This window comes from Pectinatus sottacetonis, from assembly GCF_015732155.1.
Lineage (GTDB): Bacteria > Bacillota > Negativicutes > Selenomonadales > Selenomonadaceae > Pectinatus > Pectinatus sottacetonis.
In genome coordinates, this window is sequence record NZ_WIQK01000001.1 from 2,491,559 (window position 1) to 2,511,434 (window position 19,876).

A 19,876-nucleotide genomic window follows, 5' to 3' on the forward strand; every position below is an offset into this window, starting at 1 on the left:
CTAAGCAGCTATTCTAGTGGATAGCTGCTTAGTCTTTATTTTTTTCATCAATAATATTATTGCCAAAAATATTGACAGCAGCCTGCAGGCGTTTTTTTTCTTCAGCGTTTAAAGTATTACCAGTTTCGTTTAGTGGCGAGGGTATTACTTTTTTCTTTTCAGCAGGAGCTGTTGTTTTGGGAACAGATGGAATAACGCTGCTATCCATCATACAAACAAGCTTGATATTTTTACCGGTTTTAGCAAATAATATTTTTTCAATTAAACTGCTATAGTCAGCACGTTCTGTACGTGCTTTTAAGAAAGGAGCTTTAAATGATAAAATAAGCTGATTGTTTTCTATACTCTGCGGCTGTGCCTTTTCGATGCAGGCTAATGTGGGAATTTTATGTTGTACTCTGAGTTCATTAATTACCATCTGCCATATAGATGCTGTATCAGCAGATGGTGTATTGTCAATACTATTGGCAACTGGCGGGGCAGCATTAGTAGTAATTGGTTTTTCAGTAAATTGAGGTTTCTTTTTGGGAAGAGGCGGAGATATAACAAGGGTTTTATTTGCTGCTGTATTAGTTGCCGGTATATTGATTTTAGGTATTGGCAATACAGCTGAGGAAGACATAGTGTTGATCAAATTTTCTAAATGTGATATTTTTTTTTCTAAACGAGCAATTTTTACATCAGTATTTTTACTAGAAGATTGGCAAATTTCTTTAGACAGAGAAGTTTCGGCTGAACAGCATAATTTCATCAAAGCTATTTCTACAGTAACTCTTGGCTGCGGAGACCATCTGGTTTGAACAAGGGCATCATAAATGGTCTCTATCATTTTTGTCAGTTGTTCATGGGAAAAGCAGGCAGCCTGTTTTTTTATAATATCAATTTTTTCGTGATATCTATCGAGCAGTAAACTACCAGTTGCTTTGTAAATCATTAAAGAACGCCAATGCAGGGCTAATTCACTCAACAATTGACTAATAGCTTTGCCTGTAGATAGTATTTCATCAATAATCTGTAATATAATTTGTGTGTTATTGGCAATAATGGCATCAGTAATCTGCCAGACAGCTTTATGACCGACAATTCCTAAAATGTTACATACTTTCCTGGTTGTAAGTATTTCATCAGATAAAGCGGTACATTGATCTAATAAACTTAATGCGTCACGCATTCCACCATCGGCATGTACTGCTATAATATCGAGGGCTTCATCTTCAACTTCTATTTTAAGCGCAGCTGTTATCTTCTGCAGTTGCTTTTTTATGTCAGTTTTTGTTATGCGTTTAAAATCATAACGTTGACAACGTGATTGGATTGTGGCAGGCACTTTATGAACTTCAGTAGTTGCCAAAATAAACACAACATTTGGAGGTGGTTCCTCCAGAGTTTTAAGCAAGGCATTAAAAGCCTCAGCTGTAAGCATATGCACTTCATCAATTATGTAAACTTTATATTTACCATCGACTGGAGCAAATTTAACTGTTTCCCGGAGATCCCGTATTTCATCAATTCCACGATTAGAAGCGGCATCAATTTCATAGACATCCATAAAAGTGTTATTGTTTATTTTTTGGCAGTTTTTACATTTATTACAGGGAATATCAGTCGGGCCTTGTTCACAATTTAATGCCTTGGCCATAATTTTAGCTGTGCTAGTCTTTCCTGTTCCCCGTGGACCGGAAAATAAATAAGCATGACCTATTTTGCCGCTTTTTATTGCCTGTGACAGAGTATGACTAATATGATCCTGGCCCACCAGATCAGCAAAATTTTGAGGACGCCATTTGCGATATAGTGCTACATAAGATATAATAATCACCCTCTATTATAATTTAACTAATAAAATAAAAAAACAGCTTCTCAGTCCAGATTACGATGCTCAGGCACTCTCACGGCACATGAAGGAGATCACTTACCGCTGCTTCCTTCCGGACCTGACGGGATTCATGAATCTTCATTGCGTGAGACCCAAGCACCGCAGTCTCGCCTGAGAAACTGCTTTTGCTTAATTATTTTATCATAAGTTATGTTTAGTTGCAAGACTAAGTTTATATTGGCAATCATAATAGTCTTGATAAAATTAGTTATTCATATTTTTTTATTGTAGTTTCTAAAGCATCTAGCATATTAGCAATATTTTTTTCAGTAATTACAAGGGGGGGCTGAAAAGCGAGGACATTTCTCGATATGCCATTTTTCCCAATAACGAAGCCCCTGTCCTTCATTTCTTCTGATATTATATCAAGCTTAGCAGCGGCAGGAATTTTACCTTTAGTAACCAATTCTGCACCGACCATAAGGCCGATACCGCGTACATCACCTATTAGTGGATGACGGCTTTGAATATCTTTTAAACCATTTTTTAGTTGACGGCCCCGTTCCTGGGCATTATTTAATAGATCATGTTTTTTTATATAATCTAAAACAGCGATACCCGCAGCTGTCGATACCGGATTACCGCCCAAGGTGGATGCACTTGGTTTGACATAGGCATCAGCAATTTCTGCTGTAGCGATAAAGGCACTTATGGGAACACCATTACCCAGTGCTTTAGCCATTGTCATTATATCAGGCACGACATCAAAGTTTTCAATAGCAAACATTTTACCAGTACGGGCAAAGCCACTTTGAACCTCATCGATAATTAATAAAATATGATGTCTGTTGAGTATTTCTTTTATTCGTTTAAAATAATTTTTAGGTGGTACAATTATGCCGGCATTGCCTTGTATAGGTTCTGCAATGAAAGCAGCAACTTTATTTGCGGTAGAGTAGTTAATAATATCTTCAAGCATATTAGCACATTCGATATCACATTCAGGATAATGTTTTTTTAAAGGGCAGCGGTAGCAGTCGGGATTAGGCGCAAAATGTATACCGCCTACAGGATGCGGATCGGTACGCCACATGCTTATGCCGGTCAAACTCATCGTAAGTTTTGTGCGTCCGTGCAATCCATGCCGCAAGGCAATATATTCATTGTTTTTGGTGTATAATTCTGCCAGTAATAAAGCTCCTTCATTGGCTTCTGTACCAGTGGAGCAGAAAAATGATTTCTGGAGTGTTCCAGGGGTTACTTGGGCTAATTTTTCAGCAAGGTTAACAAAATTTTCTGTAAGATATATATTGCATACATGTTGCAGCTCATTTACCTGCTGACAGACAGCTGCGGTTATTTCAGGATTACAATGACCACAATTCATTACGGAAACACCGGCAAAGAAATCGGTATATTTTTTCCCTGTATTATCAAAAAGATACTGCATAGTTCCCTTTACAAATTGAGGTGGATTTTTATAAAAATGTCCTAGACAAGGCATTATATATTTTTGCTTTTTCTTTAAAATATTCTGTGGCCCGATATATTCTTTCATTGGATTTCCTTTCTATGGGACATATAAATTAATAAATACATACTGGTTATAAGGGATGTTGGATAAAAATTTTGTGTTCTTTATATAATAAAAGAAATATACTGTCTATATTTAGGAGCATATAAACAGTATACTATAAGCTTTATAATAAAATTTTACCGCAAAAAAGTTTATTTGGTGGAATCATATCTATAAACACCATTGCCAATTTTACGTGGCGCATTTATTTCTATTTCCTTCAGCAGGTCTTTTTTATTATATTTAGTAAGATTATCTATAGCACGACGATATATATGGACTAAACGACCAGTATATTCTGGTGTGTAATCCTGTGCTTCAATACAAAATGAGGCAGCATTATTTAATTTATCAATATATGGCAGCAAACATAAATCATGGGCAAATAAAATATAGTTTCTGTCATACTGAGTACGTCTTATGGAGTGAATTTCAGAGGCGGTGTCTATAAAAGCATAATGTTTATTAAATGCTTCTGGAGCTGTTAGCTGGTTTTTACCCGTTTCTTCAGCAATAAAATCAAAATCGCAAATCATTGCTTCGATTGCTCCGTGAACAATTATTTCGATGGGAAGAGGACTGTTTTCTAGTAGAGAATTAACTTGAGCATAAGAAAGTTCCAATGATGCAGTTCCCATAACAGCACCTTCTTTTTGCAATAAAGAGGCTGCTTTGCTATTGAAGATGCTAAATGATACACCGCACCTAACAGGTAGGTTTGTTGTTTGGGCGAGTGCCAAAGTGCCCATATTATGTACGAGAATACCATCGGGGTTAATATCTGTTAAACTGGCGAATAACTGTTCCATTTCTTTTAGTTCACGTGTTTTAGTTATGCGCGGAGTAGAGATAACTAGCTGGCAATTTGCCTTTTGCGTAAGTTCACGGGCTTTTTTTATATCTTCAATAGTCCATGGTGTAAGAGGGCGGTATACATCGCCGCCAGCATATATAATATCAGCTTTGCCGGCACAAGCTTCCTTCACATGGTCAAGTGTAGCGCATCTTACTGCAAGAAGCGGTATATTGTTATTAACTGTTTGTGGAAAAACGGCTTTTGTAGTAAAAGCGCTTTCTTTTATAGCGTTACTAAAAAAACGCGGTTCATGTTTGCCTGATAAACCAATGTCAGCATAGGTCGGTTTACCTAAGGCAAAACAGGTAGAATATCCACGGACTTTTTTTATTTCCAGATTATGCCAGTCATTTTGGTTAATGCTGTATCCGGCAGGATCATGTATATATTTATCTATTGCCCGGCGATATATTCCCACTATTTGGCTTATAAATTCGGCATCACGCATGCGGCCTTCTATTTTGAAAGAATAAACACCTGATTGAATTAATTGTGGAAGGGCACGATACATACACATATCTTTTAATGCTAGTTTATAGGAAAATTTTTTAGCAACCATCTTGTCATTATTATCGATATCTTTTTCTTCAGCAAATTTATACTGCCAGCGGCACGGTTTCATACAACGGCCGCGATTGCTGCTGTTGCCGAATACAACGCCAGAGTGGAAGCATTGTCCTCCTTCAGCAATACACATATCACCATGTATGAAGTACTCTAGTTCAATAGCACTTTTTTCTTTTAATAAACGTATTTCATTAAGACTCATTTCACGGCTGGCAACAACGCGGCTGATACCATATTGTTTAAATTTGTCAATCATTAAAGAATTATGTGTATTCATCATTATTGATGAATGTAAATTTAGATCTAGTCCTAATTCCCTTATAAGTTCTATCACGGCAAAATCCTGAACAATAAGTGCATCAGGACGAATGTCGTCATTGAGCAATTTCAAATACTCTGTGAGGGCAGGAATTTCTTCTTCACTTATGAGGTTGTTTAATGTCAAGTATACTTTGACATCATGGGAATGAACATACTTTACAGCTTTTTTTAATGTATTGTTGTCAAAATTAAAATCATTACGGAACATCCGCATATTAAAAGCTTTTCCGCCTAGATAAACAGCATCTGCGCCAGCATTTACTGCTGCTTGTAATGTATCCCATTTGCCAACAGGAGCTAAAAGTTCAATAGATTTTTTATTAAGTAACATAAAATAGTAGATACCATCCTTATAAAAGATTGTTTATCTTTCAAAAATACCTTCAGCTGAGAAGTAAATGAAAGATAATATTATTTCATAAAAAACTATCTTTACATTATAACACTAAATGTCAATTATATTAAAAGTTAGTTTAATATAACATTATATAGCAATTATACAATATTATAATTAAAATTACATATGATTTTATCAAGTTTATATAAATTATTCATATCGCAGTGCATCTATAGGGTTTAATTTAGCTGCTTTACGGGCGGGATATATACCGAAAAATAGACCAATGCCGACTGAGAAGAAAAATGATAATAAAATAGGCCCAACCGTTATGACTGTGGCAAATCCACCAAATTTTGATATGGCAGCGGCAGTACCACAGCCAAGCACGATGCCGATTAGTCCACCTATTACGCTCACTATTATTGATTCGATTAAAAACTGCAGCATTATATCGTTGAATGTTGCACCTAACGCCTTGCGTATTCCTATTTCACGCGTGCGTTCTGTTACGGAAACTATCATTATATTCATGATTCCTATACCGCCTACCAATAGAGAAATAGCAGCAATACTTCCCAGGAGCAGTGTTATCATAGTTGTAGTATTATTCATTGTTTCCATAATACTTGTAAGATTTCTTACTTGAAAATCATCATTGACGGGATTTTTTATATGATGACGCTGCCGCAATAATGTTTCTATTTGCTGCTGTACCATATCAATTTTGTCTGCAGAAGAAACTTGTATGTCGATTATTCTTATACTGGTTACAGCCATTAATCTTTCCATGGCTGTTGTCACTGGAATCAGTACGCAGTCATCCTGATCTTGGCCTATAGTGGATTGTCCCTTACTCTCCAGGACTCCGATTACTTTATAAGGATCGTTATTGATACGAATATTTTTACCAACAGGATTATCACTGCCAAACAAATTAGTGGCTACTGTTGTGCCTATTACAGCGATACGTGAGCGTGTATTAAGATCATTTTTAGTGATAAAAGAACCGCTTTTCACAGTAAGTGAACGTATTGACATATATGCGGGAGTAATACCATAGACGACAGTATTCCAATTTTGCCGGCCATTTATAATTTGATAAGATCTTTGTACCATAGGAGTAAGGAAATCAATGTTCTTGATTCTTTTTTTTATAGCACTGGCATCATCAAGCTTTAAATTTTCACCACTTCCGGCAGCTTGTCTAACGCCATTAACCCGGGGGGCACCGGCCGTAACAATCAGCATATTACTACCAAGGCTAGCTATGGAGTCCTGTATTTGTTTTTTTATGCCCATACCGATGGAAACCATTGTTATAACAGCACTTACGCCAATAATTATTCCGAGCATAGTAAGGATAGAACGCAGTTTATTTACTGTCAGGCTTTTAAGAGCAATTATTACACTTTCTTTAAACAATAGTTATCTTTTCCTCCTGGTAGTTTATATATGAAAAATTTATAACTAGTGTAGTGGAACATTGGTAAATATCATTTTATAAAATTTTTTATAATAATTCCATAAAAAATAAAATAACCTTGGCTATAAGAAAATTAATACAGTATATAAAGTTAATAAAACATAATACTAAAAATAATCATGCCATTATACTAGTATATTTTAAAAGGGACCATTATGGTGTGAAGATGTGTTGGTTACTGCCTTTTTAGCAGTATATTGTAATGAGATTTTATCACCGGCAATAAGTCCACTGGTAATCTCAACATAATCATCACTGTAAATACCAGTCTGTATATATTTATTTTGTGTAGTACCGTTTTTATTTACAAGAATAACATAGGAACCTTTGCTATCGGTTTTCAAGGCAGAAAGAGGTATGGCAAGTACGTTATTTTTATTGGCTGTAGTTATTTCTACCCGGGCAGTCATGGAGGGCTTTAATAGTCCCTGAGGATCATTAACAGCCAAGGTAACATAGTAATATATTACTGAAGAAGATGATGAGGAGGATGAACTGGAGGAAGTATCCCAGGTATTATTAGTATCGGTTTGAGAGATTTTAGCTACTCTACCAGTAAATTTTTTATCTGTATAAGCGTCAACGGTAAATACAGCTGATTGACCTAACTGTATTTTTCCGATGTCTGTTTCATCAACTTTAGCCAATATTTGTTTTTTTGATAAATCGGCAATGCGCATTATAATTGTTGGATTGCTTGTACCCTGTACAGCCATTGTACCAGGAGTCTTAGGTTCACCAACGACTACACCGTTTATGGGAGTTGTAATTACAGTTTCATCCAAATCGGATTTTGTGACTTCCATATCACTTTTAGCCGTAGCATATTTATACTGGGCATCTTCTAAATCTTCTTTTGATTTGGCACCAATTGAATATAAATATTTTGTACGATTATATTTGGACAGAGTATTATTTACGGTTTCCTGGGCTTTTATGAGTTCGTTTTCTAAATCTTTGCCATCTAAGACAGCAACAGTCTGTCCTTTTTTTACATTATCATTTTCTTTTACTAAAACGTTTTTAATTCGTGCAGTTATTTTAGAACTTATTTCCACCGATTCTAAAGGTTTTATTGTTCCTGTAGCAGATACTGTGGATTGCAGATTCATCTTTTTTACAGTGTAAAGTTCACCTGATGTTTTCGGTTTTTGCGCTGCATGGTGTATCTGCCAATATTTATAGCTGCCAAAACATAAAATTATCAATAATAAAATACATGCAGCAACGGTTTTTTTAGTTAAATATTTTTTCATTCATTGTCCTCCACACTTATACCCATAGCGTTTTTTAATTGTGCTTTGTCACGAGCATAATCATATTGTGCACTTATTTGATTAAGTCTGGCAGTTGATAAGGCAAGTTGTGCATCAATGATATCCAATATTATTCCGGCGCCAACACGGTATTTTTCCTGTGCGATAAATAGGTCTTCTTCTGCCTGATCTATAGCTGTCTGTGTTGAATTGAATCTTTTCTTTGCTTCGTTCATATTCAGATATGCCTGACGAACTTCTAAGTCAATGTCATCAGCTTTTTCCTGCAATGCGAGCTGTTTTTGTTCAAGAACAGACTGCGCTGAATTTATACTTGATTTAGTAAGACCGTTGTCAAAAACATCCCAACTTGCAGCAATGCCGACTGTGTAATCATGATCTCGTTCTGTCGGAGTGGGTTGATTAGTCCAGTCAGTGCTTATAGAAGCATTTACTGTTGGTTTGTAATCAGTTTTTGCTAATTCAATATTTTTCTGTGCAATATTGCAGTCTATTTTTGCCTGTTCTAGATCCTTACGATGTTTGGCAGCATAAAGCAGGCAGTAGGAAAGTGGTTTTATGAAAGCTCTGTATTTGAAAGTGTCTGTAAGATAAAGTGGTTCATCACGATTGAGTTTTATAATATTCTTGAAAGTTATAACATTTATATCATAAGTATTTTTAGCCTTTATCAAAGTCTGCTTTGCATTCGATAAAGCCACTTGCGAACGTAATAAATCAGATTTTGGAATGCTGCCGGCACTATACAATTCCTGTACGTTTTTTAAATGTTGTGTATAGTTATTTACAGATTCTTTATCTACATTTATATCTTGATCGGCTTCTAAAATATCATAATATGCTTTAATTGTATTATATGCTATGTTTTCTGCTGTACGCTGAGTATTTAGGCTGCTTTGTAATAAGGTTTGTTCTTGTATGTTGACATTAAGATTGTTTTTACCGGCCGAATAAAGTGGATAATTCAATGATAAGCTGTTAGTATTGTCACGTTCAAACTGCTTTTTTATGCCATCGGTGATTCCGTCAGATATAGAAAAATTGCTACCTAATGAGATGGTAAGTCTTTTTTTGGCTTTTGCCCCGGCAAGATTATATTTGGCAGTATCTTCTTTCTTTGCGGCAATTTGGATTTCCAGATTGTTTTGCAGAGCCATTTGGACAGATTCGTCTAGCGAAAGACGAGCGCAAAAACCTGATGATGTGGGAAATAATGATAAAATAAATGCGAGAGGGAATAGTTCTTTTAAGATTTTTTTATTCATAACCGTGCCTTTCTTGAGTAATATAAAACCTTTTATTTGCTTATAATAGTAAATTTTGCTTACAACATATTATTATATATTATTTTTAATAAAAATAATATGCTGTGGTTTACGCTGAGTATTTTTATTATTTAATATTTGAAGAAAGTTTGCACAAAAATCTTTTCATATTTGACATTAATATTTTTTTTATACTTGACGTATATAATATTGATAAACTAAAATAGATATATATTTATACATATAAAAGGGAGATTGGAAATTATAATGAAAGTTTTAGTTGCTGATGGCGTATCAAAAAAAGCTGTCGATATTTTAGACAAAGAGTTTGACGTGGTTGTCAAAGAAAAATTACCAGCAGAAGAATTACTCAGTATAATAGCAGAATTTGATGGGATAATCGTACGCAGTGCATCTAAAATAACAAAGAAAGTTATAGATAAGGCTGAAAAACTTAAAGTTATTGGCAGAGCAGGAGTTGGTACTGATAATATAGATATTTCCGCGGCAACTGATCGGGGAATTATTGTTTTAAATGCTCCAGAAGGGAATACAATTGCGGCTACTGAACATACAATGGCAATGATGCTTTCTATGAGCCGAATGATACCTATTGCTAATGAAACAGTGCAAAAGGGTGAATGGAATCGTAAAAAATATGTTGGTGTGGAATTACGGGGAAAAACACTGGGTGTTATAGGTTTGGGCCGTATCGGATCTGGCGTTGCTAAAAGAGCAATGTCTTTTGATATGAAAATAATAGCATATGATCCATACTTGAATGAAGATCGGGCGCATGCACTTGGTGTAACGATCGGTTCACTTGATGATGTAATAAAAAATGCAGATTTTATTACAGTACATATGCCCCTTACCCCCCAAACTAAAAATATGCTGAATAAAGATAATATATGCAAAATGAAAAAAGGGGTAAGACTTATAAACTGCGCTCGCGGTGGTATAATAAATGAACAGGATCTTGCCGATGCCGTAAAGGCAGGGCAGGTTGCTGGTGCAGCTATTGATGTATTTACAAGTGAACCTTTAGCAGCAGATAACCCGCTACGCAATATTCCTAACATAGTTTTGACGCCGCATCTTGGAGCATCTACAGTGGAAGCACAGATAGGTGTTGCCATTGATGCATCCCACGGAGTAGCTGCTGCATTAAAAGGGGAACCTGTTTCTACTGCTGTGAATATGGCGCCTGTATCTGCTGAAACAATGGGAAAAATTCGTCCATATCTTACTTTGGCAGAAAGATTAGGATGTACGGCACAGTCACTTTCAGATGGGCCAATACAAAGCTTGACGATTCGCTATAATGGTAATATTGCAGATATAGATACAAAAATGATTTCCATAGCAGTTATCAAGGGTATGCTTAATCCTATACTGCAGACAGCTGTTAATTATGTAAATGCCCCTTCAATAGCTAAACAGCGTAATATTAAAATAGAAGAAATAAAAAATAAGGATGTTAAAAATTTTGCCAATTTGATAACTGTTACAGTAAGAACACCAGAAGGAGAACAATCTGTACAGGGAACTCTTTTTGGTACAGATGGACGCATTGTTACAATAAATCAGCATCGTGTTGATGTTGATCCTCATGCCCGTATTCTTATTTGTCCTCATATCAATCGTCCGGGAATGATTGGTCAGGTCGGTTCAGTCTTGGGGAAATATAATGTAAATATTTCAGGAATGCAGGTAGGAAAAACGGCAATTGCAGGTACAAGTATGATGGTACTTACTATTGATAATGACATTACACAGAATATTATTGATGAAGTATTAAAAATAGATGGCATTTTTGATGCTAAACTGGTAAATTTTTATACTGTGTGAGATAAGATATATTTTATATAGAATATAGTAGCTGCTTTAGTTTCACTAGGAAAATTAAAGTCGGTGTGTAGAATGATCAAAATATGTGAAGTGGACGAAATCCTGCTTACCAATGTTTCGTGTTTAACTGTCCACGAATAGAAACTGGTGGGAGTTTATCTGTCATAAAATGAGAAAATAATTACTACTAATAATACCGCTGATCTTGTAATATTATACAGGAACAGCGGCATTTATACTATATTAATGATATCAATTTCTTCTGATATCAATTTTACATTTTCACCGAGTTTAAAGCAACGGTGAAGTGTTGATAATTTTAATTTAAGTGGAGAACGCCTCGGATGAGTCGGTTTATTGTCCTATTTTTTCTTGGAGCCTGTTTTAGGTGGCAGTCTTTTTGCTGCAATCCACATATATAAGGCTCGCCTAAGGGGTACCCTAAAATTTGAACAACTTTAGTTACTGATTTATTTTGACTATATAGATTGAGGGCTCTGTTTTTCTGTCCTAATACATTTTTTATGCTTCCACGGAAAATGAATAGAACTCGGTCTCATAACCAAACATTTCGCATCTAATAAAAAGCCGTCCAAATGGACGGCTTTTTGTGCTTGCTAAGAAATAGAGAATGTTGTGCCAACACTGGAAGAAAAAATAAACGTATTCAAGAGGCAATCTAGCAGCTTGAAAATCCGAATAAAATTCTATTGAATCGAAAAGCATGGAGGAACACAGAATGTGAGCACACCGTCTTATTGAGCACGGAGGCATTCTGGAAAGTGTTTTTTGAATTCATATTTATGCCAAGTGAGCGCGTTAAAAGGTATGTGCGCTTCTTTCGGCAGCTCTATATTCAAAGCAACAACATGGGGCATCTGGATAGCGCACTTATACACCCTTACGGGTGCCGTGCGCTATGCGAGGCCGTTGCGCCCTCCAAACCTCTTGCGTGCCTCACGGCAAGGCTCATCCTTGACGGACGTTCCTTTCCCTGAGGCGTAAACCGCCGCCACCCAGAGAAAGGTAAGCATGGCAACCTGCCATAGAGAGACCCGTGGCCGTAAATGGAATTTTCATCTTGCACGGAACCGCGCCGTACGGCATCCGCGAGGATGCACAGCCGCCCCGGAAAGGGACGTTCGCAAAATGGACGTGAGGTCCGTTTTTGCCCAGGGGATTGGGGGCAGGTGCCCTCAATAAGAGTCATTCGGGTACCTGAATGAATTGCTTGTCCGTTTTGTGCGAATGCGGTATTGTGATCGTAAATACTATATTGCAACTTGATAAAATACCTTCAATTGTAAATGTAGTTCTAGGAAAAAACATATTTCAGTTGCTGAGCATAACGGAATAAATATTCCTGTAGAAATGACAACCTGCAAGCTATTATAGCACATACAAATTACAGCGCGTATTGTTTTCCCCATTTCCCCAACTCAAAGAAAACTGGCAAAAGGGCATTGCCGGTTTCTGTCAGAGAATATTCAACATGTGGTGGAATTTCATTATATTGTATACGTGAAACAATTCCCTTTTGCTCCAATTCTCTTAGGGTCGAAGTTAACATGGTATTTGTAATTGTTGGAATCGACTTTTTTAATTTACCAAATCGCATGTGGTTATTTTTTAGCAGGTAAAAAATAATACGAGAAGTCCATTTACCTTGCAAAATTTCTAATGACTGCAATACAGGACATTTGGGGTCGCCTTGATAGTGTTTCAGGCTGTTTATAAAATTTTGGTATTCAGACATATTTCAAAAGCACTCCTTTCGGTATGAATTTCCGTACATAGTTAGAATATTTTACGTACTTGACTCTGATTTTATATATAGTATAATCAATATACTATATATAATCAATAGTAAATTGAAAATGGAGGTACATTTATGCTTGTTGAAAAAAGATTGCTTTGGGAAAACAATGACAAAATAAATTATGTGGCTTATCTGATGGACAACTCCCCCGATATTGAAAACGAAAGAAAGCATCCCGCAATCATCATTTGTGGTGGAGGAGGATTTGTACGAATAACAGACAAAGAAAAGGAACCCGTTGCACTATTCTTTTTGAATCATGGATTTCAGGCTTTTGTCTTAAACTACACCACAAAAAAAATTGGAGACAGCACTTACCCTAACCCGGAATATGATTTAGCAAAAATGATAGTTACTGTTCGGGAACATGCTGTTGAATGGAACATTGATATCAGCAAAATAGCTATTGCAGGCTTTTCGGCAGGAGGTTCGATTTGTGCTTCTTTGGCAACTCAATGGAACGAAAAATTTTTATATAAAAAGTTGGAGGTGTCTTCGGAAATGTTAAAGCCTAATGCGGCAATATTAGCATATCCATTACTTGATTTCGAATATCAAAAGAAAAAGATTGTAGAAGATGAAAATTGCAATAGTTTTCTTGAATTTGCAAAAATGAAAAAAGGCGATTTTCTAAGCATGGCTATGGACGCAGCTATTGGAGTACAGGCAACAGAAAAACAGTTAAAAGAAGGCAGTCCTATTAATCATATTACCCCCAATATGCCGCCAGTTTTTATATGGGGTACTGCTAATGACGGTATGGTTTACGTAGGTCAAATATTGAAATTTGCGGAAAAATTGAGCGGCAATAATATTCCATATGAATTGCATGTCTTTGAAAGTGGGTATCATGGGTTATCATTAGCAAATCACAATACAACTAATAGTCATGAAAAAATAAATACAGATGTTTCAGTTTGGACAACCTTAGCTGTGAATTTTTTAAATAGACATTTTTTATTGTAACTGTCAGTATAATTTTAATAACGCTATCGGCTGATGGAGGAGCCGCCATTTCACCGTGACGGCTTGGCATATGCGAACAGGAGGCAACATGGAGCATACCAGCAACCCCGCAGTCAGCACTGCCCGCCGAACGATTGGCGGGACTACATACATCGTCAACGCTTATTTCAAGCAGGATACCGCCGAAACGGTGGTATCCACCCATGGCGCGGGTGATCGACCTTGCTTTGCAGGCGGCCCTGGGCCTCTTTTGGCCCAATTTTTTCGCCCGACCCGTTCACAGCGCCGCCCATCCGCAGTATAATGAAGCCACACAAACTTCCTTTATGGATAGACTGACGGAAAAGAGGTAACGATGCAAAAGGCAGTTCAAAACAAGAACGCGCTGTATTGCCGCCTTTCGGTGGACGATAACTGCAACGGTGAAAGCGACAGCATCCAGAACCAGCGCCTGATCCTGCAAAAGTACGCCAAAGACCACGGTTTTCTTGATACCGTGGTGTTCACGGACGATGGCGTCAGCGGCACAACATTCCAGCGCAAGGGCTTCCAGCAAATGATCGACGGCATACAGGCGGGGAAAATTAATACGGTGATCGTCAAGGATTTGTGAAAATGAGGGGATAAATCCAATTGATTTATCAATTATGCTGAAGGTAGATAAATCAACAACAGCAAAAGCAATTCAAAAGATGGAAGATAAGGGACTGATCGAGAGGAAGCGGGATAATATCGATAAGAGAATGTGGCGGTTATATCCTAAGCCAGAAGTATTGGATTTATATTCATTAATCATTGGGGAAGAAAATGAAAATATATTATTATATTGTACCAACTTTTAACTTTTTGTGGCGAGAATTTCCCAACTTCTAAAATAGTGGGATGAATCGCCAGGGTTTTAGTATTGCAAGTATAATTTTTTCATGCTATGATATTATCAGTCGAAATGATTGGATAATTTTTATAATGAGAGAATTACAGCATAATTAGCATTCAGTTTTTCTGATGTATTACCATCTCGTTTTGGTTGTAAAATATCGTCGCAAGGTAATTAATAATGATATTTCTGAGAGACTTAGAGGAATAAAGGAAGAGATTGTATATGATAATGATGAGGAGAAATGTAATTATTAGTTTAAAAGATATAAGTGTCTTTTTAAGTCTAGTTCTGCGGCATAAACCGCAGGCTGCCGGAATTACAGTGGACGAACACGGTTGGGCCGATGTAGCGGAATTGATCAATGGTGTAAATAACACCGGCAAATACCATTTAGATGAAAATATCCTGCAAAAAATCGTGCAGACCGACAGCAAGCAGCGCTATAGCTACAGCAGCGACAAAAGAAAGATTCGAGCAAATCAAGGCCATTCTATTCTTATAGATGTAGAACTGAAACCTAGAGTCCCACCTTCTGTACTATATCATGGGACCGGAGAAAAATATGCAGCAGCGATTGACCAGCAGGGATTGCTGCCCAAGAGTCGGCTATATGTGCATCTATCACTGGATACAAAAACGGCAAATGTTGTTGGTGCAAGACACGGCAGTCCTGTCATCTACATGATTGACACGAAACGTATGCTGCAGGATGGTTTTGTGTTTTTTGAATCAGCAAATCATGTATGGCTTATCAAATCAGTGCCAACACGCTATTTACAGAAATTGAATAATGATTCGTCAACGTCTATCTAATATTGATAGGCGTTTTTATAATAAAGATATTGTTGACTATCAAAAATCAATAAATGTTGCGATAGATGATTTTATGAACAGCAATATTCAGATACCAAATACTAGTTTAGCAAGAAAAGATATCTATCGTCGTTTACTTTTTGCGCAAAAAAACTTATTAGGCAATTTAAAAAACTACGTGTATTATAGAGTAAAGTTTATTGAAACACAAAATATTGACTATCAAGGCGATTCAATATTTTATTTTGAACAAGCAAAAGCAAATGCTAATACTGCATCTTCCTGTATTGATGAATTTAAAGATTAGGAGGGAACAAATACATGAAATGTCCGCGTTGTGGAAAAGAAGTAACAGGTTCTATGTATTGCTTGAATTGCGGTTTACGAATTAGAAGTTATGATGAAGCCGTTAAACTAGAAAGACAAATTCAGTATGAAAGAGATAACAAATCTAGTATAAGTAGACCTAGTTTAAATAAATCTCATCTCGACAAATTTAGTTTAAGTAAACATCGCCCTATAATCGCTATTTTAATAGCATCTGCAATTATTATTGTTATGCTTATTCCGTATATATTTAAAAGTACGCCTCAGCCATCTGCAATTCCTACAGCTGCTCAGCAGGAAAATATTCAGAAGCAGCAAGAAATAAAACAGCAGCAAAATGAACAGGCTAAAGCTGAAGCTGCTATTTATAAAAATAAACTTATTTCTTCTATTGATGCTGTTAATAATTTATTTGTTAACGGAAATTATTACTCTCCTGTTTATGCCGGAATAAGTTTTAAAAATGGCACTTTAATATTAAAAGTTAATAATCGTTGGGATTATTTGCCTGCTAATGCTAAAAAAGGTTTTGTTAAAGCTGCTTTTGTGTCTTTCTTCACTGCTGCTAAATCTCGTAAATTAGATATTGACTCCTCCACATTTCATTTATCTGTTGTCAGTACATTGTCTGGTGACGAAGTTGCAAGCTGGGGGCCTATTATGGGAACCAGTATAGAATAAAAAATCCGCCCGGTGTTGCATCGCCGGACGGCGTGGGACGTGATAAACATAATGTGTACGATGTTATTACATCACAGCCCTTTTAAAATTTAAATTGAAAGGACTGTATTTTTTTATGCAAAAAGCAGTTATTTATGCCAGATACAGCAGCGAAAGACAAAACGAGCAATCTATTGAGGGACAGCTACATGAGTGTCAGGAATTTGCTAAATCTCGCGATATTATGATCATCAGGAATTAGATTGTGTAATTGTCTATAAGACAGATCGTTTTGCCCGTAATCGTTATGACAGTGCCGTTTATAAGGCACGTTTGAAAAAATGGTATAAAAATATTTTATGCTAAGGAAAATATACCTGACGGACCAGAAGGGATTATTTTAGAATCTATGCTTGAAGGCTTTGCAGAGTATTATTCTGCCGAATTATCACAGAAAGTGAAGCGTGGCATAAAAGAAAATGTCCGCAAAGGTTTATCTTTCGGTGGCACTTGCCCTTATGGCTATAAAATAGTTAATAAAAAATACACAATCAATGAGATACAACGCCCATGTGTTATTAAAATATTTCAAGATTATGCTGCCGGCAAGCGGTTGACTGACATTATCGCTGATCTCAATACTGCTCCTGATTATGCAGGTAAAGGCAGCATATGGAATAAGTGTTCGCTGCATCATATGTTTGCCAATAAAAAATATATAGGGATATATAATGCTATAATGCGCAAGGATTGAGCATTTTTGATGCGATTCCGCCAATTGTTCAGGCAAAGTTGTTTATAAGGTGCAGCAACGGCAACTGTTAAATAAGCATCATCCTGGAACAGGTAAGGCAAAAGTTAATTATTTGTTGTCTGGTAAAATCTTTTGTGGCCTTTGTGATAGTTATATGAATGGGCATAGTGGTACTAGTAAAACCGGCAAGATATATTATCATTATCATTGCAGAAATAAAGATTGCCGACGAATGCTGCGCAAAGATTATATTGAAAAGTTAGTAGTCGATGCAACTACTCAGTATATATTAATTCCTAATAATTTTAATGAAATAGCTAAGCGGTGTATAGCTATTTACAAGGAAGAACAACAGGTTGAAGATAAAACAAATAGTTTTGAGCAACAGTTTGCTGCCGTTAAATATAAGATAGATAATGTTATGAAAGCAATAGAAGCAGGTATTATGACCGATACTACAAAGTCACGATTGACACAGCTTGAAAATGATAAGCAAAATATTGTAAAAGAAATGAAAACCAGCAGATCAATAATAATCTGCCGGAATTATCCGAAGAACATATCATATATATGCTAACTTATTTTATAAGCACCGCGCTGATACTAATTTTTACGATAAAATTATTGATGGGTTTATTCATAAAGTTTACGTGTATGATAATTCTATATGTGTAATATACAATCTCATTGATTCTAGCAAAGATATCACTAAAGCCGATATTGACGCGCTTTATATGAGTTTGTATATTGACTTGACTGGTGGAGACGAGGAGAATCGAACTCCTGTCCGAAAACATTGCTGCACAAGTTTCTCCGAGCGCATTATGTGTTTATTTATCAGATAATAAAGCTACACAAACAAACCTTCATTATCCTATCTCGATAAAATTTCCCAATATTCTCCGAGAATTGAATACAAGGTATCCCACTATTGTCCTCTTTTTGCTTCACGTGGGAAAAGAAACAAAAGAGGTTAGCATTAAGCTGCTAAAGCGTAATTATCGTTAGCTTTTATATTTAAATAAAAGTAGATTCACCTTACTAACGGGTTGATGACCCCCCGGCTCGCTTCTCGTACAACATCTGTTCCCGTCGAAACCATTACGTCCCCCTTACTGTATTACTACAACTAAAATAGTATAACATGCTTTTGAGTATCAGTCAAATTTGCTAAGGTTTTATTTAAAATAAAATATAGAAAAAAATTATACTAGAATATATAAACAATATATAAATTTTATATAAAAATTGATTTAATCTAAAATATTTGAATTTTTTATTATTGGATGCTATAATTATTTTATTTAGTATGAATCACAAATTTAATTTGATAAGTTTAAAATTATTAAATAATATATTATATAACATTTAATAATATGCTATATAATATATATTATTATGATTAAATGTTGAAAATTGTGCTAATATATAATATAATCTTTTTCATTGCTGTAGTTATTTTTGTAGGAAAAGTGTATATAGTATAGAAAAAAGAAAAAATTTAAAAAATCATATTTATTAAGTAGTGTATTTTATGATACAATAAATACGATTCTATTTTTTGGGGGAATTATATTGACAAGATTAAAAGATGCTGTTGATCATATTGCAAAGGCCGTCATTAAACAGCGTGATTTATTGGACAGATTGGATTCTATTGGCGATAGTGATCATGGCACGAATATGGCACGGGGATTTAATGCTGCAATAGAGGCCTTGGATGCTTTAGAGGACGATAGCACAAAAAATGTACTTCATACGATTGGAACAGCTTTTTCGGAAAATATTGGTGGAGCATCTGGCCCTTTATATGCAACAGCTTTTTTACGTGCTGCATCTGTTTGTGATAAGGATACCACATTCAATATAGAAAATGTTGAGAAACTCTTAGGAGCAGCTATAGAAGGAATAAAGAAACGCGGACATTCTGATGTGGGTGAAAAAACTATGCTTGATGTGCTGGTTCCTGTATATAGATGTTTTACACCAGAACAGGCAAAAGATAAAACCTTATATCAATGTATAGAAGCTGCAGTAAAAGCGGCTAAAAAAGGCATTGACTATACAAAAACTATTCCAGCAACAAAGGGACGTGCATCATATATTGGTGAACGTAGTGTGGGACATGAAGATCCTGGTGGGATGTCCTCATTGATAATGGTACGTGAATTATTTAATTTCTTAAAATACTGATAATATTTACTATATCTATTTATAGATATAGTAAATATTATTTCTGAAAATTGTTAATAATTAATTATTTACTATTGAAAAAATTGATAATTATTGCTATAATAATATTAGA

19 protein-coding genes, 2 other RNA genes and 1 pseudogene are annotated in these 19,876 nt (G+C 35.8%); 13 read left to right on the forward strand and 9 right to left on the reverse strand.

Translation table 11 applies throughout. The features are described from left to right. Nucleotides 1–28: 28 nt before the first annotated feature. From dnaX to I6760_RS11700, 7 genes are all read right to left on the reverse strand, one after another. The gene (dnaX, locus tag I6760_RS11670) at nucleotides 29–1,819 is read right to left on the reverse strand and encodes a DNA polymerase III subunit gamma/tau (RefSeq protein WP_330997971.1); all 1,791 of its coding nucleotides are present in this window, start codon (nucleotides 1,817–1,819) and stop codon (nucleotides 29–31) included. A 55-nt stretch (nucleotides 1,820–1,874) separates the two neighbouring features. Then, nucleotides 1,875–1,974, reverse strand: an RNA gene (gene ffs / locus I6760_RS11675) — signal recognition particle sRNA small type. Between the two features lie 110 nt (nucleotides 1,975–2,084). Continuing rightward, nucleotides 2,085–3,374 carry an aspartate aminotransferase family protein gene (locus I6760_RS11680; RefSeq protein WP_196594572.1) on the reverse strand — a complete coding sequence of 430 codons (1,290 nt, stop codon included), beginning with the start codon at nucleotides 3,372–3,374 and terminating at the stop codon, nucleotides 2,085–2,087. 170 nt (nucleotides 3,375–3,544) lie between these two features. Then, nucleotides 3,545–5,467 carry a peptidase U32 family protein gene (locus I6760_RS11685; RefSeq protein ID WP_196594573.1) on the reverse strand — a complete coding sequence of 641 codons (1,923 nt, stop codon included), beginning with the start codon at nucleotides 5,465–5,467 and terminating at the stop codon, nucleotides 3,545–3,547. A gap of 216 nt (nucleotides 5,468–5,683) precedes the next feature. Continuing rightward, on the reverse strand, nucleotides 5,684–6,898 hold the full coding sequence (locus I6760_RS11690; RefSeq protein WP_231036265.1) for an ABC transporter permease: 1,215 nt from the start codon (nucleotides 6,896–6,898) through the stop codon (nucleotides 5,684–5,686). A 201-nt stretch (nucleotides 6,899–7,099) separates the two neighbouring features. Beyond that, entirely contained in the window at nucleotides 7,100–8,215 is a 1,116-nt protein-coding gene (locus I6760_RS11695) for an efflux RND transporter periplasmic adaptor subunit (protein ID WP_196594574.1), read from the reverse strand. Then, nucleotides 8,212–9,501: a TolC family protein gene (locus tag I6760_RS11700; protein ID WP_196594575.1), complete on the reverse strand. Its 1,290-nt coding sequence runs from the start codon at nucleotides 9,499–9,501 to the stop codon at nucleotides 8,212–8,214. The genes I6760_RS11695 and I6760_RS11700 overlap by 4 nt, the downstream gene beginning before the upstream one ends. Nucleotides 9,502–9,768: 267 nt before the next feature. On the opposite strand from I6760_RS11700, the gene serA reads away from it, so the two are divergent. Continuing rightward, on the forward strand, nucleotides 9,769–11,352 hold the full coding sequence (serA, locus tag I6760_RS11705) for a phosphoglycerate dehydrogenase (RefSeq protein ID WP_196594576.1): 1,584 nt from the start codon (nucleotides 9,769–9,771) through the stop codon (nucleotides 11,350–11,352). Between the two features lie 1,405 nt (nucleotides 11,353–12,757). Here the strand turns inward: serA and I6760_RS11710 are convergent. Continuing rightward, nucleotides 12,758–13,108, reverse strand: a complete 351-nt coding sequence (locus I6760_RS11710) for a winged helix-turn-helix transcriptional regulator (protein ID WP_196594577.1) — start codon at nucleotides 13,106–13,108, stop codon at nucleotides 12,758–12,760. A 135-nt stretch (nucleotides 13,109–13,243) separates the two neighbouring features. On the opposite strand from I6760_RS11710, the gene I6760_RS11715 reads away from it, so the two are divergent. The 11 genes and pseudogenes from I6760_RS11715 (at nucleotide 13,244) to I6760_RS11765 (ending at nucleotide 18,148) form a co-directional block, all read left to right on the forward strand. Next, nucleotides 13,244–14,137, forward strand: a complete 894-nt coding sequence (locus I6760_RS11715; RefSeq protein WP_196594578.1) for an alpha/beta hydrolase — start codon at nucleotides 13,244–13,246, stop codon at nucleotides 14,135–14,137. A gap of 88 nt (nucleotides 14,138–14,225) precedes the next feature. Further along, nucleotides 14,226–14,441 carry a transposon-encoded TnpW family protein gene (locus I6760_RS13110; protein ID WP_196594579.1) on the forward strand — a complete coding sequence of 72 codons (216 nt, stop codon included), beginning with the start codon at nucleotides 14,226–14,228 and terminating at the stop codon, nucleotides 14,439–14,441. A 51-nt stretch (nucleotides 14,442–14,492) separates the two neighbouring features. Next, nucleotides 14,493–14,750 carry a recombinase family protein gene (locus I6760_RS11725; RefSeq protein ID WP_196594580.1) on the forward strand — a complete coding sequence of 86 codons (258 nt, stop codon included), beginning with the start codon at nucleotides 14,493–14,495 and terminating at the stop codon, nucleotides 14,748–14,750. A 34-nt stretch (nucleotides 14,751–14,784) separates the two neighbouring features. Next, nucleotides 14,785–14,979: a MarR family transcriptional regulator gene (locus I6760_RS11730; RefSeq protein ID WP_196594581.1), complete on the forward strand. Its 195-nt coding sequence runs from the start codon at nucleotides 14,785–14,787 to the stop codon at nucleotides 14,977–14,979. Nucleotides 14,980–15,142: 163 nt separating this feature from the next. Beyond that, nucleotides 15,143–15,235: pseudogene (locus tag I6760_RS12790) on the forward strand (transposase); the annotation flags it as partial. A 4-nt stretch (nucleotides 15,236–15,239) separates the two neighbouring features. After that, nucleotides 15,240–15,830: an RNA 2'-phosphotransferase gene (locus tag I6760_RS11740; RefSeq protein WP_196594583.1), complete on the forward strand. Its 591-nt coding sequence runs from the start codon at nucleotides 15,240–15,242 to the stop codon at nucleotides 15,828–15,830. Beyond that, entirely contained in the window at nucleotides 15,808–16,137 is a 330-nt protein-coding gene (locus I6760_RS11745) for a hypothetical protein (RefSeq protein ID WP_196594584.1), read from the forward strand. Before I6760_RS11740 ends, I6760_RS11745 begins: the two co-directional genes overlap by 23 nt. Before the next feature lie 14 nt (nucleotides 16,138–16,151). After that, entirely contained in the window at nucleotides 16,152–16,838 is a 687-nt protein-coding gene (locus I6760_RS11750; protein WP_196594585.1) for a zinc ribbon domain-containing protein, read from the forward strand. A gap of 115 nt (nucleotides 16,839–16,953) precedes the next feature. Next, a complete protein-coding gene (locus I6760_RS11755) occupies nucleotides 16,954–17,079 on the forward strand; it encodes a recombinase family protein (RefSeq protein ID WP_196594586.1) in 126 nt (41 codons plus the stop codon). Between the two features lie 147 nt (nucleotides 17,080–17,226). Next, on the forward strand, nucleotides 17,227–17,571 hold the full coding sequence (locus I6760_RS11760) for a recombinase family protein (protein ID WP_196594587.1): 345 nt from the start codon (nucleotides 17,227–17,229) through the stop codon (nucleotides 17,569–17,571). A 49-nt stretch (nucleotides 17,572–17,620) separates the two neighbouring features. Next, nucleotides 17,621–18,148, forward strand: coding sequence for a zinc ribbon domain-containing protein (locus tag I6760_RS11765; RefSeq protein ID WP_196594588.1), 528 nt, complete (start codon nucleotides 17,621–17,623; stop codon nucleotides 18,146–18,148). A 180-nt stretch (nucleotides 18,149–18,328) separates the two neighbouring features. Here I6760_RS11765 and ssrA read toward each other — a convergent pair. Next, nucleotides 18,329–18,682: a transfer-messenger RNA gene (gene ssrA / locus I6760_RS11770) on the reverse strand. A gap of 464 nt (nucleotides 18,683–19,146) precedes the next feature. On the opposite strand from ssrA, the gene dhaL reads away from it, so the two are divergent. After that, entirely contained in the window at nucleotides 19,147–19,764 is a 618-nt protein-coding gene (gene dhaL, locus I6760_RS11775; RefSeq protein WP_196594589.1) for a dihydroxyacetone kinase subunit DhaL, read from the forward strand. Nucleotides 19,765–19,876 lie beyond the last annotated feature (112 nt).